This is a genomic window from Saccharopolyspora pogona (genome assembly GCF_014697215.1).
In the GTDB taxonomy this organism is placed as follows: Bacteria; Actinomycetota; Actinomycetes; order Mycobacteriales; family Pseudonocardiaceae; genus Saccharopolyspora; species Saccharopolyspora hattusasensis.
Map to the genome: position 1 here is coordinate 348,816 of NZ_CP031142.1, position 17,327 is coordinate 366,142.

A 17,327-nucleotide genomic window follows, 5' to 3' on the forward strand; every position below is an offset into this window, starting at 1 on the left:
GCGGCACTGTGCCAAACTGGCTGTGTTGTCCTGACGTGGTCTGGTTCTTGAGCCGTGGCTGACCGACTGGTCGTGCGTGGCGCGCGTGAGCACAACTTGCGCGGCGTGGGTGTCGACCTGCCCCGGGACAGCTTGATCGTGTTCACGGGTCTGTCCGGTTCCGGGAAGTCCTCCCTGGCGTTCGACACGATCTTCGCGGAAGGCCAGCGCCGGTACGTGGAGTCGCTGTCGGCGTACGCGCGGCAGTTCCTGGGCCAGATGGACAAGCCGGACGTGGAAGTCATCGAAGGACTCTCGCCCGCGGTGTCGATCGATCAGAAGGCCACCAGCCACAACCCGCGGTCGACGGTGGGCACCGTCACCGAGGTCTACGACTACCTGCGGCTGCTGTACGCCCGCGTGGGCGAGCCGCACTGCCCGGTCTGCGGCGAGCGGATCAGCAGGCAGACCCCGCAGCAGATCGTCGACCAGGTACTGGCCCTGCCCGAGCGCACCCGGTTCCAGGTGCTGGCGCCGGTGGTGCGCGGGCGCAAGGGCGAGTACGCGGAACTGTTCGCCCGCCTGCGATCGCAGGGTTACGCGCGGGTGTCGGTGGACGGCGAGGTGCACCACCTCGACGACGTGCCGAAGCTGAAGAAGCAGGAGAAGCACTCCGTCGAAGTGGTCGTCGACCGGCTCGTGGTCAAACCGGAGGCGAGGCAGCGCTTGACGGAGTCGGTGGAGGCGGCGCTGGGACTGGCGGACGGGGTCGTGATCGTGGAGTTCGTCGACCAGCCGCCGCGGTCGCTGGACCGGCAGTGGTCGTTCTCTCAGAACCTCGCGTGCTCCCGCGGCCACCCCATCGGCGTGCAGGACTTCGAGCCGCGGTCCTTCTCCTTCAACTCCCCGTACGGCGCATGTCCGGTGTGCACCGGGATCGGGGTGCGCCGCGAGGTCGACCCGGAACTGGTGATCGCGAATCCCGAGTTGTCGCTTGCGGATGGTGCCGTGGCGCCGTGGCAGGGCGGTCAGACCAGCGAGTACTTCCAGCGCCTGCTGAGCTCCTTGGCCGACGCCCGGGGCTTCTCGATGGACACCCCGTGGCGACGGCTGCCCGCGAGGGTCCAGAAAGCGGTGCTCTACGGCTCCGACGACCAGATCCACGTGCAGTACCGCAACCGCTACGGCCGGCGGCGGTCCTACTACGCCCGCTTCGAGGGAGTGATTCCGTTCCTGGAGCGCCGCCTGGAGCAGACCGAGTCGGACTACCTGCGCCAGCGGTACGAGGGCTACCTGCGGGAAGTGCCCTGCCCGGAATGCGCGGGCGCCCGCTTGAAACCGGAAGTCCTCGCCGTCACGCTGGAGCACAAGACGCTGGGAAAGCGCTCGATCGCCGAGGTGTCCGCGCTGTCGGTGGCGGGCTGCGCGGAGTTCCTGCGCGGCCTGGTGCTCGGCCGCCGCGAACGCGCGATCGCCGACCGGGTGCTCTCGGAAACCCAGGCGCGCCTGGGTTTCCTGCTGGATGTCGGGCTGGACTACCTGTCGCTGGATCGGGCGGCGGGCACGCTCGCCGGGGGAGAGGCCCAGCGGATCCGTTTGGCCACGCAGATCGGCTCCGGGCTGGCCGGAGTCCTTTACGTGCTGGACGAACCTTCGATCGGCCTGCACCCGCGCGACAACCACCGCTTGCTCGCAACGCTGACCCGGCTGCGCGACCTCGGCAACACGCTGATCGTCGTCGAACACGACGAGGACACCATCCGCGCCGCCGACTGGGTCGTGGACATCGGTCCCGGCGCGGGTGAGCACGGCGGGACGATCGTGCACAGCGGTCCGCTGGACACCTTGCTGGCCAACCAGAAGTCGCTGACCGCCGAATACCTGACGGGTCGCCGCAAGATCCCGGTACCGGCCGTGCGGCGCGCGGTCGACCGCAACCGCGTCCTGACGGTCCACGCGGCGCGGGAGCACAACCTGCGCAGCATCGACGTGTCCTTCCCGCTGGGCTGCATGATCGCCGTGACCGGCGTTTCCGGTTCGGGGAAGTCCACTTTGGTCAATGACATCGTCTACAACGGGCTGGCCCGGAAGCTGCACGGCTCCCGCGCGGTGCCGGGAAAGCACGGCTCCATCACGGGAATCGACAGCATCGACAAGGTCGTCCACGTCGACCAGTCGCCGATCGGCCGCACGCCGCGTTCCAACCCCGCGACCTACACCGGGGCGTTCGATCCCATCCGCAACCTGTTCGCCGCCACCACCACGGCCAAGGTCCGCGGCTACCGGCCGGGGCGGTTCTCCTTCAACGTGCCGGGTGGACGCTGCGAAGCATGTGCCGGCGCCGGAACCATCCGGATCGAGATGCAGTTCCTCCCCGACGTGTACGTGCCGTGCGAGGAGTGCGGTGGGGCCCGGTACAACCGCGAAACCCTGGACGTGCGCTACAAGGGGAAGACGATCGCGGAGATCCTGGAAATGCCCATCGAACAGGCGCTGGAGTTCTTCGGGGCGTTGCCGGGCATCGCCCGCCGCCTGCGCACGCTGGTCGACGTCGGGCTGGGGTACGTGCGGCTGGGGCAGCCCGCGCCGACGTTGTCCGGTGGTGAGGCGCAGCGGGTGAAGCTCGCGACGGAGCTCACCCGGCGCTCGAACGGCGGCACCGCGTACATCCTGGACGAGCCCACCACGGGACTGCACTTCGACGACGTCCACAAGCTGCTCGACGTGCTGCAACGGCTGGTGGACGCCGGCAACACGGTCATCGTCATCGAGCACAACATCGAGGTCGTCAAGACCGCCGACTGGATCATCGACCTGGGGCCCGAGGCCGGATCGGCCGGTGGCCGGGTGGTCGCCACGGGCACTCCCGAAGCGGTCGCCGACGACGAGACCAGCTACACCGGGCAGTTCCTGCGCCGGGCGCTCGCTTCCTGAAACCAGACCGAGAATTTTGGAGGTAGCGATGTTCAACAGCCCGGAGGAGGTCCTGCGGTTCATCTCCGATGAGGACGTGAAGTTCATCGATGTCCGGTTCTGCGACCTCCCGGGCATCATGCAGCACTTCGCGGTGCCCGCCAAGTCGTTCGCCGCCGAGATCTTCGTCGAAGGCATCGCCTTCGACGGGTCGTCGGTGCGCGGATTCCAGGCGATCCACGAGTCGGACATGCTCCTGCTGCCTGATCCCTACACCGCTCGACTGGACCCGTTCCGCACCAACAAGACGTTGAGCCTCAACTTCTTCGTGCACGATCCGTTCACGCTGCAGCCCTACGGCCGCGATCCGCGCAACATCGCGCGCAAGGCAGAGCAGTACCTCGCCGACTCCGGCATCGCCGACCTGGCCTACTTCGGGCCGGAAGCCGAGTTCTACCTCTTCGATTCGGTGCGGTTCGAGAATGCCGAGAACACCTCGTTCCACGAGATCGACGCCATCGAGGGCTGGTGGAACACCGGCCGCGCCGAGGACGGGGGCAACCAGGGTTACAAGATCAAGTACAAGGCGGGTTACTTCCCGGTCCCGCCCACCGACCACCTGGCGGATCTGCGCGCCGAGATCGTGCTGAACCTGATCGATGCGGGTTTCACCGTGGAGAAGGCCCACCACGAGGTCGGCACCGCGGGCCAGGCCGAGATCAACTACAGGTTCAACACGCTGCTGCACGCCGCGGACGACCTGCAGCTCTACAAGTACATCGTGAAGAACACCGCGTGGCGGCACGGCAAGACGGCCACGTTCATGCCCAAGCCGCTGTACGGCGACAACGGTTCCGGCATGCACACCCACCAGTCGTTGTGGAAGAAGGGCAAGCCGCTGTTCTACGACGAGACGGGCTACGCGGGGCTCTCCGACCTCGCGCGGCACTACATCGGCGGCATCCTGCACCACGCGCCGAGCCTGCTGGCGTTCACCAACCCGACGGTGAACTCGTACCACCGCATGGTGCCCGGCTTCGAGGCACCGGTGAACCTGGTCTACTCCCAGCGCAACCGCTCGGCCTGCATCCGCATCCCGGTGACCGGTGCCAGCCCGAAGGCCAAGCGCATCGAGTTCCGCTGCCCGGACTCCTCCGGGAACCCGTACCTGGCCTTCGCGGCGATGATGCTCGCCGGCCTGGACGGTGTCGCGAACAAGATCGAGCCGCCCGACCCGATCGACAAGGACCTCTACGAACTACCGCGGGAGGAGGCCGCCGATGTCGTCCAGGTTCCGTCCTCGCTGGATGCCGTGCTGGAAAGCCTCGTGGCCGACCAGGATTTCCTGCTGCGCGGTGACGTCTTCACCCCGGACGTGATCGAGACCTGGATCGCCTTCAAGCGAGAGCACGAGATCGACCCGCTGCGACTGCGCCCGAACCCGTACGAGTTCGAGCTGTACTACGACGTTTAGTGCCGCGGCTACGAACCCTGATCGTCCTATTGATCATCATTCGCTACAGCCCCACCATCAAGGCCGCCGTGGAGAGGTGCCGATTTCGCGTACCTCTCCCGCATCTGGAAGGCCGATTTCGCAAAATCGGCAGCACCCTCAATACATTCGGTCTTCGTGCGGCTAGCCCGCAGGTTCCCGGGCCGCTTCGGCGGCCTTGTGCAGGGAATCGATCAGCAGATCGCGGTACTTCTCGGCCGTTGCGGTGTCACGATCGGTGATGGCGTCATCGATCGCCGGCAACGGCTGCACCGCGTAACCGGTGTACAGGCCCGGTGCGTAGACCATGTGCTTGTACCAGTCCCGGCCGGGCAGACCCTCCTGTTGGGTCAACGCACGCTCCTGGGCGATCAGCGCGTCGTTGACGGCATCGGCGTGGACGTGCCGTCCGTTCTCCAACCGCTTGGCAGCGTCCTCCCACTCCCGAGCGGCGGCGTAGGCGGGGGAGAGATCGACAACCTGCTGGTCGGCCTGCTTCTCGTCGAGATCCCGCAGGTGACCCGCGACTGCGGCCGCGTAGTCGGAGTAGACCAGCGGTGCGGTGTCCGAACCGGCCAGGCGCAGCGCGAAAGTGCCCGCGTACGCGGCGGACACCTCGTGGTAGCGGTAACCCGGGTCGAGGAAGTTGCGCATGAGGTGCAGGTCGTCATAGGCGCTGTGGTACTCGCCGCCCGGTGTCGACGTGCCGAACTCGGCCGAGGCGATGCCCAGGTGGTCCAGGAACGCCGTGTAGTCCGATCCGCTGCCCAACCGCTCCGGCACCGGGTTCTGCTCGCCCGAAGACTGCTGCCAGTTGCGGTACAGCGTGCCGTGCTCGGGATCTCGGATGTCCTTGGCGATGTCGGTCAGCACGCGGTCGAGTGCCGGAACGGACCCGGCGGAGAAGTTCTCGCCGCCGCCCGCGCCGTCCATGTTGAGGTAAACCAACGCGTTCTTGAGCAGATCGGCCCGGTGCTGCTCGACCCATTCGGTGGACCCCAGCAGCCCGTACTCCTCGCCGTCCCAGCCGGCGAGCACGATGGTCCGCTCCGGCTGCCAACCGCGATCGCGCAGTTCGGCCAGCGCCCGAGCCGCTTCCATCAGGGTGGTCCACCCGGCCACGTCGTCCTCGGTGCCGTAGGTCCACGAGTCGAAGTGCGCCCCGAGGACCACCTTCTGCTCCGGGTGCTTGGAACCGGGGAACTCCACGATCACGTCGTTGACCGGGATCTGCTGGTAGTCGATGTCCAGGTCGAGGTCGACGCGGGTCGGTCCGGGACCCACCCGGTAGTCCAGGTCCAAACCGCCCTGCCACCCCTCGGGCGCAGGTGGGCCTTGCAGCGCCGCCAACAGGTGCTGGGCTTGGCCGTAGGAGATCGGTGTGGTCGGCACGCTCGTCATGTTGTCCGCTTCGGACGGAGCGATGCGTGGTGTGTCCGGTGTGGCCGGTTTTCCGGGTGTGAGCGGGTCGCCCGGGTACTGGAAGATGTACTGCACGCTGCCGCGCTGGATGCTGTCGGCGTTGCGCCACGGCCCGTCGGGGTAGACGGCGCCCTTGGTGAAGCCGTCGTCCGCCGGGTCGGAGTACAGGATCACCCCTGCGGCGCCGTGTTCTTCGGCCACCTTCGACTTCACGCCACGAAAGCTCTGCCCGTAGCGGGCCAGCACGATCTTGCCCCGGACGTCGACGCCCATCTTCGCCAGCTCGGCGTAGTCGTCCGGCAGGCCGTAGTTCACGTAGACCACGTCCGCGGTGACGTCCCCAGACGGGGAGTAGGCGTTGTACCCGACGACCACGTCGTCGAATCCCTCGTGCCACGGGAAAGGAGGTTCCTTCACCTCCAGTTCCCGCTGTTCGGGCCCGGTCATGGTCACCGAGATGTCGCGCGGCACCGAGGCGTGGACGCCGTAGCTCTCCAGCCTCGGGTGCAACCCCCACTCGGCCAGCTTGTCCATCGAATGCTGTGCCCTGCGCGTGGCGCCGTCGGTTCCGACCCTGCCGGTGTAGGTGGACATCGCTTCGCTCATGCGCGCCGCGCTGTCCGCGTCGACCTCCTGCTGCAGCGCGCGCTCCCAGAAGCGCAGGCTGGCGCTCGCGTCCTGTGCGGTCGCGGGGGAGGGCTGCCCCGCGAGCCCGGCGACGAGTGCCGCGGCCGACGCCGTCGAACCGAACAACCACCTACTACGTCGACGCGGTCCGTGCAGGGACATTCGTCCTCCTGATGCCGTGGCATGCAGTTAGCAAGACGAAAGGTACAAACGCGTCCTCGTCGGCACAACGATCACCACCCGTTTGTGCGGTGAGACTGGCTCACCAAGCTTGAATCCTGATCGGGCCGCGCTCGCCGAGGTGCCCACGCCGCGGATGAACCGCAATTTCAATGGAAATCAGACCTTCGATTTCCATTGAAATTGCGGACCTAGATCCGGCCGCTCGCCGTCGAAACCGTCAAGCGGAAGAAGGCCGTCGCGGTCCACGCCTGGGCGTGGTCCGATGGCACGACCGACAAGGCCGGTGTCAAGGCCGAGAAGGCAGGGGTTCCCAACTGTTCGGGGAGCTGGATAAAGATGTGTCGTTCGGGTTGGTATGGCTTGCCGCGAAGGAACTTGGCAGGCTGGCCCGGAATCATCGCCACCTCGACACAAGCATCTTGTGTCGCGCTGTAGCTGCTCTTGAACCACGCCGCATCCGACAGGACACGTCGTTCGATCATGGTGCGACCTCGCGTTCACTCCGAGTACTGCTTGCGCACCGATCGTATGACCTTCAGCGACTCCTTCGGGGAGAGCTCGGCGGCCTGAAGTTGGTTCCACAGCCTGGCGTAGGCCGCCGCTGCATCCTTGTCGTCCAGATATCGGCGTCGTCGAGGCATTCGACGTACACGAACTCCAGGTCAGCGGCGATTCCGTCGGATGGGATGCGCAGCATCGTGAAGTCGAACGAGATCCCGCCGCCGGGCGTCTCAACGTCGAACGGCAGGACCTGGAGATCCACGTTCTGCTGCAGCGCCATTTCCTCTAGGTGGTCGAGCTGCTCGCGCATGACCCACACAGTGCCAACCGTCCCGGCCGGTCGGCGCATTTCTCCCCCTCCCGGTGAGCCGACGGGCCACCTCAACAGGCTCGTGAGTACTTTTCGTCGTTATAGCAACGAAAAGTACTCACGGGTCCTGGGCGGCCACTTCGGGCAGGTCACCGGCAGCAGGCCGGGACGCGGCGCACACTGGGCGGTGTACTGCACGTCGTACTCGCCTGGTGGTGGTGATCGCCGTGGTCCTGGGCGCGATCCATGCGTTCCAACGCCGATTGATCTACTACCCCTTCGGCCAGCCGCCGCCGGCTGCCGCGGTGCTCAGCGGCGCCGAGGAGGTGGTGCTGCGCACGAGCGACGGGCTCCAACTGGGTGCCTGGTACCTGCCGGCCCGCGGTCGGCATAGCGGCGCGGGCGTGCTGGTCGCCAACGGCAACGCGGGGAACCGGTCGCTGCGGGCCCCGCTGGCCGACGCGCTCGCCGAACGCGGGCTGGCCGTGCTGCTGTTCGACTACCGCGGTTACGGCGGCAACCCGGGGCACCCGAGCGAGGAGGGCTTGGCGAAGGACGTTCGTGCGGCGCTGCGCTACTTCGTCGAGGAAGCCGGCCTGTCAGCGGACCGGCTGGTCTACTTCGGCGAAAGCCTCGGTGGGGCCGTGGTCACCGAGTTGGCGACCGAGGAGGAACCGGCCGGGCTGGTGCTGCGGTCACCGTTCACCGACCTCGCTTCTGTCGGCCAACGCCACTACCCGTACCTGCCAGTGAGGTTGTTGCTCCTGGACAGGTTCCCGCTCGCGACGCACCTGCGCAACGTCCAGTGCCCGGTCGCCGTCGTCTACGGGAGCGCCGACTCGATCGTGCCCCCAGAAGAGAGCCGAGCCGTCGCCCGGATACGGCCGGGCACGACCGAACTGGTCGTTGCGAACGCGGACCACAACGATCTCGCCCTGCTGGACGGGCCCGTCGTGGTCGAGTCGGTGGTGCGGCTCGCGAACTGACCGCTCCAATGGTGATGGCTGCGGTCAGGCCTCCCGATCCAGAGCGCTTCGTCGATGAAGGCCGTGGGGTAGACGATGGCGTTGCTCTTGTCGCCGTTGAGCTCGCCGTAGGTCTTGTACGCCAGTTTGGCGTCGCGCAGGGTGGCGCCGTGTTCGCAGCCGGACGTCTCCCAGTTCGAACGCTTCGTAGTCCATCGCTGCCCGCCAACCCGTGCGGTCCTCAGCGGTACTCCGAAACCACGGCCAGTGACCGGGTGATGCGCAAGCTTCACTGTAAATTCGCCGGTGGACCGGGGCCGAGCTTCCGCTTCGCGGAAACCGGCCGCGGGTAGGAAGATCCGCGTCCTGGTTCGCTGCCCGGCGGGTGGTCCGCGCCGGGCGGCGAACCAGGCTGGGTCAGCGGTGCAGGTGCCGTGGTTGTTCCCCGTGGTATCCGGCGAGGACGGACTTCGGCAGCGGGCCCTTGATGCGGGCGCCGGTTTGGGTCTCCTCCCAGGCGTGGGCGAGGATGCCGACGCTGCGGGAGAGGACGAACAGCCCTCGGCCCAGTTCCGGGGGAAACCCGAGTTCGGAGTAGACGATGGCGGTTGCTCCGTCGATGTTCATGGGTACCGGTCGGGAGCGGCCTTCCGCGAGCGCTGCTTCCAGTGCGAGGCCTGCTTCCAAGGCGCGACCCGGCACTTCGCCGGCTTCGACCGCTTCCGCGACGAGTTCGAGGAGCGGATCGCGGCGCGGGTCGTGGGGGTGGAAGCGGTGGCCGAAACCCGGGATGTGGCGGCGTTCGGCGCGGCAGGAGGCGACCAGATCGCGGGCGGCTCGGCGCACGTCGTCGGCTTCGGCGAGGTCGGCCAGGATCGCCATGCACTGCTGGCCCGCGCCGCCGTGGGTGTCGCCGAGCAGCCCGGCGCCGGTGGCCACGGCGCTGTTGAGGCCGACACCGCACGTGGCGGCCATGCGAGCGGCGGCGATCGACGGCGCCTGCGGGCCGTGGTCGACGGCGGCGACGAGGGCGGCCTCCAGCAGGCGACCCTGGGCGGCGGAAGGAAGTTCTCCGCGGAGCAGCAGCCAAATCTGCTCGGCGAAGGTGACGCGACCGATGAGTTGCTCGACGGGGTAGCCGCGCAGCAGGATTTCGCCGGGGCGGATGCGGCTGATCGCGGTGGACCACCAGTCGGCGGCGTCGGGGGTGCTCATACGGTGCCTCGTTCCTGCAGTTCGGTGATCTCGCTGTCCGCGTAGCCGAGTTCGGCCAGCACGTCACGGGTGTGCTCGCCGAGCAGCGGCGCGGTGCCGGCCGGGCCCGCGGCGTTGCCGTTCACGCGCACAGGACTGCCGAGCACGGACAGCCGGCGGTCGCGTCCATCGGGGAACGACAGGTGGTGCACGAAACCGCGTTCGGCGATCTGCTCCAGGTCCAGCGCGTCGGGCACGGAAAGCACCCGGGCGGCTGGAACACCGGCAGCCGAAAGCACTTCCTCCCATTCCTTGGCCGTTCGCAGCCGCAGCGACCGCTCCAGTTCGCCGCGGAGCCCGGTGCGGTTGTTCTTGCGGTCGGCGGGGTGGGCGAAGCGCGGGTCGTCGACAAGGTCGGGGCGGTCCAGCAGGCGGCACAGGGTGGCGTACTGGTGCTGCTGGTTTGCGGAGATGTTGAGGTGGCCATCGGCGGTGGCGAAGGTGCCGGAGGGCGCAGCGGTGAAGTTCTCGTTGCCCATCGGGCGCGGATCGGTACCGGAGACGAGGTAGTTGGAGGTGACCCAGCCCATCGCGGTCAGGGCGGCCTCCAGCATGGACACGTCCAGCACGGCTCCCTCGCCGGTGCGCTCGCGGTGCACGAGGGCGGTGCTGATCGCGAAGGCGGCGGCCATCCCGCCGAGGGTGTCCGCGACGGGGAATCCCGCGCGCAGCGGGGCGTCATCCTCGTGCCCGGTCACGCTCATCATGCCGGAAAGGCCCTGGATAATCTGGTCGTAGGCGGGTCGGTCGCGCAGCGGTCCGCTCTGGCCGAAGCCGGAGATGGCGCAGTAGATCAGCCGCGGGTTCTCCTCGCGCAGCCGGTCGGGGCCGACGCCGAGGCGTTCCATGACGCCGGGCCGGAAGTTCTCCACCAGGACGTCGGCGCGGGTGACCGCGCGCAGCAGGATCTCCCGGCCCGCCTCGTGTTTCAGGTTGAGCGTCATGGACCGTTTGCCGGAGTTCTGGGCGAGGAACGATGCGCCGAGCAGGTCATCGGAGAGGTCCCGGTCGGCGCCGAGCCTGCGGGCGAGATCTCCGACGTGCGGGATCTCGATCTTGATCACGTCGGCCCCGTGCAGGGCGAGCTGGTAGCTGGCGAAGGGGCCGGCGAGGACGTTGGTCAGGTCGAGGACCCGCACGCCGTCCAGCAGCTTCCTGGTCGCGGTCGTCATTGCGCGGCTCCGATGAAGTCGAGGGACGTCAGCCGTGCGGCGGCGCCGGTGAGCACGGGGATCCAGTCGCGCACCTGCGCGTCGGTGAAGCGGGTGGTGGGGCCGCCGAGGGCCACGGCCGCGGCTACTTCCCCGGTGCGGGCGAAGATCGGGGCGGCGATGCCGGAGACGCCCGCCTCGCGTTCCCCGTGGCTGACCGACCAGCCGGACTCGGCCGCTGCCCGGCTCCGCTTCCAGAGGTCGTCCGCGTGCTCCGCGCCCCTTGGGGACGTCTCGGCCACCGCCTCGACGTCCTCGCGTTCGCTGCGGGAGAGCAGCACATGGCTGGCGGCACCACCCCAGAGGGGCAGCGTGTCGCCGACCCGGACTACGTGGCGCAGGTTCTGGGTGCCTTCGTGCTGGGCGATGCAGATGCGGGTGGTGTGGGTGCGGACGTAGATGTTCACCGTTTCGCCACCGCTGGACTCCGACAACTCCTTGAGGCAGGTGAGCGCTTCCTCCGGCAGCTTCCACGCTTCGCGCGCCAGGTGTGCCCAGCGCAGCAGTCCCGGGCCCGGCGCCAGCAGCCCGTCGGGGCGCGTCCACAGCAGACCTTCCTGCTGGAGCGTGTGCGCCAGCCGGACGACCGTGGACTTCGCCAGCCCGGTGGCGTCGATCAGCTCGCGGACGGTGCGCGCGGGGTGTTCGGAGTCGAACATCCCCAGCAGTTCCAGGGCGCGGCGCACGCTCCGCACGCCGGCGGAGTCGGTTTCGGGCATGAGTCGCCTTTCGGTGCGGTGGCGCGACCCCCTTGTCAGGGGGTCGGCCTACCCATAACATCACGGAACCATCTAGCGGCACAAGAGTACCACTAGGTGGCACTCGTAAGTGACAAGGGAGTCCCATGAGTACGCCAACAGCACAGCGCCCGGTCTTCCAACCGAAAGTGACCGCTGCGGCGGTCTTCGGCACCACGGTGGAGTGGTACGACTTCGCCCTGTACGCCACCGCCGCTTCGCTGGTGTTCAACAAGCTCTACTTCCCAGGCGGAGATCCCCTGGTGGGCACGGTCGCGGCTTTCGGCACGTTCGCGATCGGCTTTCTCGGGCGCCCGCTCGGCGGGGCCTACTTCGGCGAACTCGGCGACCGCAAGGGGCGCAAGCACGTCCTCGTGGTCACGCTGCTGCTGATGGGGATCGCCACCACCGGAATCGGGCTGCTGCCCACCTACGGATCCATCGGTGTCGCCGCGCCGCTGCTGCTGACGCTCCTCCGCTTCGTCCAGGGCTTCGCCGCCGGCGGGGAGAAAACCGGCGCGCTGATCCTGCTTTTCGAAAACGCTCCGGCGCGCTGGCGAGGACTCCTGAGCAGCCTCCCGGCCATCGGCACCGGCATGGGAACGTTGCTGTCGACGGGTGCGATGACGATCGTTTCGACGACCCTTTCGCAGCAAGCGTTTCTCGACTGGGGATGGCGCATCCCGTTCCTGCTCAGCGCGGTGCTGACGTTGTTCGGCCTGTGGGTGCGCCGGTCTTTGGGCGAGACGGAGGACTTCCAGCAGGAGCTGAAGCGCCAAGCCCGTGAAGAGGCCGCGCGGCCGGACCGCGCCGGACGGGCGTCGTGGCGCCAGCGGCTGGCGAAGAGCCGGTTCGTGGAGTCGTGGCGGAAGTACCCCAAGGAGATGATCATCGTCATCTGCGCCGGGGCGGCGGAAAACTGCGGGTACTACATCTTCGGCACCTTCTCCGTCGCATACGCCCAGGACGCGGGTCTCGCCACCGGCCCGGTGCTCACCGGGATCATGGCCGTGTCGGTCGTGAAGCTGGCGTCCGTGCCGCTTTTCGGGGCGCTGTCCGACCGGTGGGGCAGGCGTCCGGTCAGCATCCTCGGCGCGACGGTGATGGCGGCGGCCTGCTATCCGTTCTTCCGCGTGCTCGACACCGAGCAGCCCTGGCTGGTCCTGCTGGCTCTGCTGGTCACCCTCGGCATCGGCCAATCGGCCGTCCTGGGCGCCCAACCGGCCTTCTTCGCCGAGCTGTTCAGCACCAAGGTCCGCTTCACTGCCGTGGGCGTGGCCAACAACATCGGCACCGTCCTGACCGGTGGGCTCGCCCCCCTGCTCGCGAGTTCGCTCCTGCTGTGGTTCGGCCACAGCATCGCCGGCGTCGTCATCTTCCTGCTGCTGACCTGCGGCATCACCATCGTCACGGTGGCGGTCGCGCGCGAGACGCGGGTGCGCCACGAGTCGGTGCGGCCCGCCGCCGAAACGGCAGTGGGCTGAGGGAACAGCACACGACCGCGATCTCCGGTTTCCGGGACGGTAGCGCGTCGGGGTCCATCTCCGTCAGTTCGACCCCGCGGTGGCTGACGCGCCGCCGGGTGCACAATTTCGCGAGAATTGTGCGTTCACCCGGGTGAACGTCAATTTCTCGCGAAATTGCGCCCCACCCAGGTGACGCCACCACGTCGTTGAGGCTCTCCAGGTGCTGCACGTTCACGGGCCGTCAACCCGTTCGATGCGAGCGTGACCACCGCGGTCGAGGAGGTGAACGAACGCGACGACGTGCGGCTGAGCGAACTTGGCTACACCGCCGAATTCCGCCGGGAAATGAGCCGGTGGGCGAACCTCGCCCTCGGGTTCACCGGTCCGCCGATGATCTGGAGCTTCCTGCTTGCCGGAGCCGCGCAGTTCCTGGTCGCCCTGGTCTTCGGCGAGACCGTCGCGCAGTTCCCGCTGGCCGGCGGGATCTACCCCTGCTGGGTGCCTTGTTCGTGGGCGTCTGGCCGGGGGAGTTCATCCTCGGCCGGTGGGGCCTGCTGGTCAACGTCCTGGCGCTGGCCTACGGGGTCGGCGCGATGGTGAACATCTCGTGGCCGCGAGCGCCGGAAGCCGCCTGGTACGACAACATCGTCCTGCTCTCCGGTGGTGTCGTCGTCGCCATCGGCGTGATCTACATGTTCACCGCGCACCACTACGGCCGCAGCAACGCCCCGGCCGGAGACGCCGTACCGGCGCGCCGGCCGACCGCTGATCAGCCCTTCGAACCAGGCCGATGGCACGTGCACCGGAACCACCGGTGCTGCTGGGTGGGGCGGCCGATGGCGATCCTCAGCCGCACCTGATCCGCCAGCGACGAGCCGGCAGACGCCGATCACAGGATCGACACATTCGTGGAACAACGATTTAGGCTGGGCCGATGGGCGAAGGTTACCTGTTGGAGAACCAACAGCCGGAGGCCGGTGAGCGATTCACCGCGCTGGCGCGGTTGCTAGACCCGGTCACCTGCCGGCACTTCGAGCGGCTGGGTGTCGCCGAGGGCTGGCGGTGCTGGGAGATCGGCGCGGGTGGCGCCACGATCCCGAACTGGCTGGCCCGCAGGGCTGGACCACGTGGCAGGGTGATCGCCACCGACATCGACACCGGCTGGCTGGTCTCGGCCGAGCCGGGCGTCGAGGTCCTCCAGCACGATGTCGGAGCCGAACTGCCCCCGGCCGGCGAGTTCGACCTGGTGCACGCCCGCCTCGTGCTCACCCACGTGCCGGTTCGTGAGGCGGCGCTGCGCGCCATGGTCGGTGCGCTTCGCCCCGGCGGCTGGCTGCTACTGGAGGAGGCCGATCCGGGGCTGCAGCCGCTGATCTGCCCCGACGAGCACGGCCCCGAGCAGCGGTTGGCGAATCGGTTGAGGGAGGGATTCCGCTCGCTGATGGCGAGCCGGCACGCCGACCTCGGTTACGGGCGCACCCTTCCCCGGCTGCTCCGTGCCGAAGGACTGGCCGAGGTGGGTGCCGAAGGCTTCTTCCCGATCACCGACCCGGCCTGCGTGGTGCTGGAGCGGGCCACCGTGGAGCAGGTGGCCGACCGGCTGATCGCGGCCGGCCTGGCCACCCGGGAGGAGATCGACGAGCACCTGGCCAACCTGGCGGCCGGCCGACTGCCCGACCTGGCGACCGCGCCGATGATCTCCGCCTGGGGCCGGCGCGGCTAGAGCCGGTCTGTTGGACCAAGTGATCCAACAGACAGGCTCCAGCCCTTCGGTAAGCGTGTCTGGGGTAGTTCCGCTTGATCACGTCGACGTCCCGGGAGAGGTTCACCTCGACGACGCGGCGCAGCGCTCCCGGCGAGAGCAGACGCCTTCCTTGAGCCGGGCGAGCGGGGCGAGGTCGGGGTCGGGGTCGGTGTCACCGAGGTCCGGGCTGACGAAGACGCCCGCCGAGCTCCTAGATGTCCAAACTTGGGCGTTTCTGTATACCAAATGAGTCATCGCGCCCGAAACGAGCAAGCTCGTGCGCACTTCGCTTGATTCTTCTCGTTTTTGGTATACTTTTGGTATACTCAGCCGTCTTGGTGGCAAGTCCTGGACTCCTGGACTCCTGGACTCCGTCGGAGCCCGCGGTGGAGCAGACGGCCGGGCCCGGCTGCGAGGTCGGCGTGCCGCTATGACGCTCCCAACGCTGGGGGGCCACCTCGCGTTGCGCCAACTTACGATCCTGAGCGTTGAGAGCGGCACCGCCGCACCCGCCCGCAGTCCCTGGAGAAACCCCGTGAACGCAGGCACCCCTGCCACGAACAGCTACTACGAGCGGATCGACGAACGCCGCTACAAGCCCACCTGCCATGCCAGCGGCGCGTGGAACCCGGACGAGCAGCACTTCAGCCCGCTGGGCGGGCTCATCGTCCACGCGATCGACCAGCATCTGGCCGCGCGTGCGGGCGACGGCCTGGTCCTCGGCCGCATCAGCTTCGACATCCTCGGGCGCCTCGCGCTCGACGAGAGCGAGATCCGGGTGGAGACCATCCGGCCAGGCCGCACCATCGAACTGATCGAAGCCACCGTGCTCGTCGCCGACCGCCCGGTCGTCAAGGCCCGCGCATGGCGCCTCGCAGTCCTGGACACCGAAGCCGTCGCGGGCGGTGGTGCGGACCCGCTCACCCCGCCCGAAGAAGTCGCCCCCTGGCCGATGGACTTGGTGTGGCCCGGCGGGTACATCGCCTCCTTGAACGCCCGCCCGCTCGCGCCGCCGCAGCCCGGCCGCACGACGGCCTGGATCTCCACCGAGCTCGACCTCGTCGCCGGTGAGTCCAGCAGCCCGCTGGCGTCCTACATCGCGCTCGTCGACACCGCCAACGGCATCGCCTCGCGCCAGTCACCCACCGACTGGATGTGGCCCAACGTCGACCTGACGATCCACCTCCACCGGCAGCCCGAAGGCAGCTGGACCGGCCTGGACACCACCGTCGTCTTCGGCAGCACCGGCCAAGGCATCACCAGCACCGTCCTGCACGACATCAAGGGCCCGGTCGGACACGCCCAGCAGATCCTCACCGTCCGACCGCTTCGGGTGGCGGAAGAACACCCGTGAGTGTTTTTGGGTGCCATAGCACCCAAAAACACTCACGGTGGTCACCTGCCACGGATGCCGGGCGGGATCGGGCAAGCCTCTGCGGGGAGCCCGCATCCGCCAGGCGTCGTCCTGTACTTCGCGGTGGACGACGTGGCCGCGGCGGTCGACCGGGCCGAACGGCTCGCTGGCGCTGCGAGGGCACCCGCGCATACAACACCACGCCCTCAGCAGGTGGTACCGGTCCACGCCTGCGGCGGACATCCTCCAACTCCGCCACCGAGAACACCCGGCGACCACCAGCAGAACGACGATCCGGCAGCACTCCCTGCTGGGTATAGCGACGCAACGTTCGCGTCGAAACCCCCAACATCCGGGCCGCTATCGTTGTCGGCACCAAGCGATCAGTCATGCCCGAAACATCCCGGAACGACCAGCAACGACCGATAACCTAGGAAACAGCGCCCGACCCGCCCACGCGGCGCGCAGCGGGTGACCGAGCAAGGGTCCCGGCGATCTCTCGGCCGCTCGCCGGGTCGTCGCGCGAGCGACATCTGACAGCCACTGGAGATACCCGGTCTGGCAACAATCGACTCGATGTCCGACCGGGTTAAACAGGTTCATTCGCGTCACGGCCAAGCCGAGTCCGTGCCAGACTCCGCTCGCGCATTCGGACGATACGCCTTGCTGATCTGGGAGGAATCGTGGCACGAGTTGGTTTCCAGAGCGTTCTCACGGCATCCGCGATGGTCGCCGCGTCACTGCTCGCGTCGATGGTGGTGACGCCTGCTGCCAATGCGTCCGGCAAGCTGTGGGGGCCGATCTACGCCAAGAGCGGCCAAACTGCCATCGGCTCCGCAGATGGAGACTTCGCCAACAACGGGGGTGTCTACGCGACAGTCGGCGCCAATTGGCGTGACCTGCGCGACGATGGCATGCCCACGTTCGTAAGGGTGGAGTTCTTCTTCCTCGTAGAGGGCAAGTGGGAAAGCGCGGGCAGCAGCGAGTCCGCCCGAACCAACACTCACGCCAGCGGGCCCCTGTCCCGCAGGCTGAGGCATGAAGCGACCGCAGCACGCGCCGCAATTCACGTGTGCGTCGACCGCAACGCCCTCCCGGACTTCTGCTCGCGCGACGCGATCGTGTCGTTCAACTACTGACCCGATTTCTGGCTCTTGTGACTGATCCTG

Annotated in this window: 16 protein-coding genes; 9 read left to right on the forward strand and 7 right to left on the reverse strand. The window is 68.0% G+C overall.

Features of this window, described 5'->3' with window-relative positions; genetic code table 11:
* Positions 1-54: 54 nt before the first annotated feature.
* Together uvrA and glnA are read left to right on the forward strand one after the other, a co-directional pair.
* Positions 55-2,913: an excinuclease ABC subunit UvrA gene (gene uvrA / locus DL519_RS01005; RefSeq protein ID WP_190812487.1), complete on the forward strand. Its 2,859-nt coding sequence runs from the start codon at positions 55-57 to the stop codon at positions 2,911-2,913.
* A 28-nt stretch (positions 2,914-2,941) separates the two neighbouring features.
* Positions 2,942-4,366: a type I glutamate--ammonia ligase gene (gene glnA / locus DL519_RS01010; protein WP_190812488.1), complete on the forward strand. Its 1,425-nt coding sequence runs from the start codon at positions 2,942-2,944 to the stop codon at positions 4,364-4,366.
* A 162-nt stretch (positions 4,367-4,528) separates the two neighbouring features.
* On the opposite strand, the gene DL519_RS01015 is transcribed toward glnA, so the two are convergent.
* The 3 genes from DL519_RS01015 to DL519_RS01025 form a co-directional block, all read right to left on the reverse strand.
* Positions 4,529-6,595 (reverse strand): M28 family peptidase, encoded by a 2,067-nt coding sequence (locus DL519_RS01015; RefSeq protein ID WP_190812489.1) that lies wholly within the window; start codon positions 6,593-6,595, stop codon positions 4,529-4,531.
* A gap of 209 nt (positions 6,596-6,804) precedes the next feature.
* Positions 6,805-7,098, reverse strand: a complete 294-nt coding sequence (locus DL519_RS01020; RefSeq protein WP_190812490.1) for a DUF397 domain-containing protein — start codon at positions 7,096-7,098, stop codon at positions 6,805-6,807.
* 53 nt (positions 7,099-7,151) lie between these two features.
* Complete coding sequence (locus DL519_RS01025; protein ID WP_223838313.1) at positions 7,152-7,466, reverse strand: Scr1 family TA system antitoxin-like transcriptional regulator; 315 nt, start codon at positions 7,464-7,466, stop codon at positions 7,152-7,154.
* A gap of 179 nt (positions 7,467-7,645) precedes the next feature.
* Between DL519_RS01025 and DL519_RS01030 the strand changes: the two genes are divergently transcribed.
* Positions 7,646-8,413 carry an alpha/beta hydrolase gene (locus DL519_RS01030; RefSeq protein ID WP_317891337.1) on the forward strand — a complete coding sequence of 256 codons (768 nt, stop codon included), beginning with the start codon at positions 7,646-7,648 and terminating at the stop codon, positions 8,411-8,413.
* Between the two features lie 396 nt (positions 8,414-8,809).
* Here the strand turns inward: DL519_RS01030 and DL519_RS01035 are convergent, their stop codons facing one another.
* From DL519_RS01035 to DL519_RS01045, 3 genes are read right to left on the reverse strand one after another with little or no spacing between them, the layout of a single operon-like run.
* Positions 8,810-9,607, reverse strand: a complete 798-nt coding sequence (locus DL519_RS01035) for a citryl-CoA lyase (protein ID WP_190812492.1) — start codon at positions 9,605-9,607, stop codon at positions 8,810-8,812.
* Positions 9,604-10,818, reverse strand: coding sequence for a CaiB/BaiF CoA transferase family protein (locus DL519_RS01040; protein WP_190812493.1), 1,215 nt, complete (start codon positions 10,816-10,818; stop codon positions 9,604-9,606). The genes DL519_RS01035 and DL519_RS01040 overlap by 4 nt, the downstream gene beginning before the upstream one ends.
* Entirely contained in the window at positions 10,815-11,576 is a 762-nt protein-coding gene (locus tag DL519_RS01045) for an IclR family transcriptional regulator (protein WP_190812494.1), read from the reverse strand. Before DL519_RS01045 ends, DL519_RS01040 begins: the two co-directional genes overlap by 4 nt.
* A 125-nt stretch (positions 11,577-11,701) precedes the next feature.
* Here DL519_RS01045 and DL519_RS01050 point away from each other — a divergent pair, with 125 nt between their 5' ends.
* The 5 genes from DL519_RS01050 to DL519_RS01070 all read left to right on the forward strand — a co-directional run bounded on the left by DL519_RS01050 (position 11,702) and on the right by DL519_RS01070 (position 16,158).
* Positions 11,702-13,078 carry an MFS transporter gene (locus DL519_RS01050; RefSeq protein ID WP_190812495.1) on the forward strand — a complete coding sequence of 459 codons (1,377 nt, stop codon included), beginning with the start codon at positions 11,702-11,704 and terminating at the stop codon, positions 13,076-13,078.
* 243 nt (positions 13,079-13,321) lie between these two features.
* Entirely contained in the window at positions 13,322-13,660 is a 339-nt protein-coding gene (locus tag DL519_RS01055) for a hypothetical protein (RefSeq protein ID WP_223838314.1), read from the forward strand.
* Positions 13,570-13,920, forward strand: a complete 351-nt coding sequence (locus DL519_RS45370) for a hypothetical protein (protein ID WP_223838315.1) — start codon at positions 13,570-13,572, stop codon at positions 13,918-13,920. The genes DL519_RS01055 and DL519_RS45370 overlap by 91 nt, the downstream gene beginning before the upstream one ends.
* Positions 13,921-13,994: 74 nt before the next feature.
* Positions 13,995-14,783 (forward strand): class I SAM-dependent methyltransferase, encoded by a 789-nt coding sequence (locus tag DL519_RS01065; RefSeq protein WP_190812496.1) that lies wholly within the window; start codon positions 13,995-13,997, stop codon positions 14,781-14,783.
* Between the two features lie 556 nt (positions 14,784-15,339).
* Positions 15,340-16,158, forward strand: a complete 819-nt coding sequence (locus tag DL519_RS01070; protein WP_190812497.1) for a thioesterase family protein — start codon at positions 15,340-15,342, stop codon at positions 16,156-16,158.
* Here DL519_RS01070 and DL519_RS49625 read toward each other — a convergent pair.
* On the reverse strand, positions 16,118-16,549 hold the full coding sequence (locus DL519_RS49625; RefSeq protein WP_190812498.1) for a MerR family DNA-binding transcriptional regulator: 432 nt from the start codon (positions 16,547-16,549) through the stop codon (positions 16,118-16,120). The two genes, DL519_RS01070 and DL519_RS49625, sit on opposite strands and share 41 nt — an antisense overlap.
* A gap of 292 nt (positions 16,550-16,841) precedes the next feature.
* Here DL519_RS49625 and DL519_RS01080 point away from each other — a divergent pair, with 292 nt between their 5' ends.
* On the forward strand, positions 16,842-17,297 hold the full coding sequence (locus DL519_RS01080) for a hypothetical protein (RefSeq protein ID WP_190812499.1): 456 nt from the start codon (positions 16,842-16,844) through the stop codon (positions 17,295-17,297).
* Positions 17,298-17,327: the final 30 nt, after the last annotated feature.

Coding starts and splice junctions, on each gene's coding strand:
- glnA (WP_190812488.1), top strand. CDS start 2,942: ATGTTCAACAGCCCGGAGGAGGTCCTGCGGTTCATCTCCGATGAGGAC.
- DL519_RS49625 (WP_190812498.1), bottom strand. CDS start 16,549: ATGACTGATCGCTTGGTGCCGACAACGATAGCGGCCCGGATGTTGGGG.
- DL519_RS01035 (WP_190812492.1), bottom strand. CDS start 9,607: ATGAGCACCCCCGACGCCGCCGACTGGTGGTCCACCGCGATCAGCCGC.
- DL519_RS01045 (WP_190812494.1), bottom strand. CDS start 11,576: ATGCCCGAAACCGACTCCGCCGGCGTGCGGAGCGTGCGCCGCGCCCTG.
- DL519_RS01025 (WP_223838313.1), bottom strand. CDS start 7,466: ATGCGCCGACCGGCCGGGACGGTTGGCACTGTGTGGGTCATGCGCGAG.
- DL519_RS01065 (WP_190812496.1), top strand. CDS start 13,995: ATGGGCGAAGGTTACCTGTTGGAGAACCAACAGCCGGAGGCCGGTGAG.
- DL519_RS01020 (WP_190812490.1), bottom strand. CDS start 7,098: ATGATCGAACGACGTGTCCTGTCGGATGCGGCGTGGTTCAAGAGCAGC.
- DL519_RS01050 (WP_190812495.1), top strand. CDS start 11,702: ATGAGTACGCCAACAGCACAGCGCCCGGTCTTCCAACCGAAAGTGACC.
- DL519_RS01015 (WP_190812489.1), bottom strand. CDS start 6,595: ATGTCCCTGCACGGACCGCGTCGACGTAGTAGGTGGTTGTTCGGTTCG.
- DL519_RS01040 (WP_190812493.1), bottom strand. CDS start 10,818: ATGACGACCGCGACCAGGAAGCTGCTGGACGGCGTGCGGGTCCTCGAC.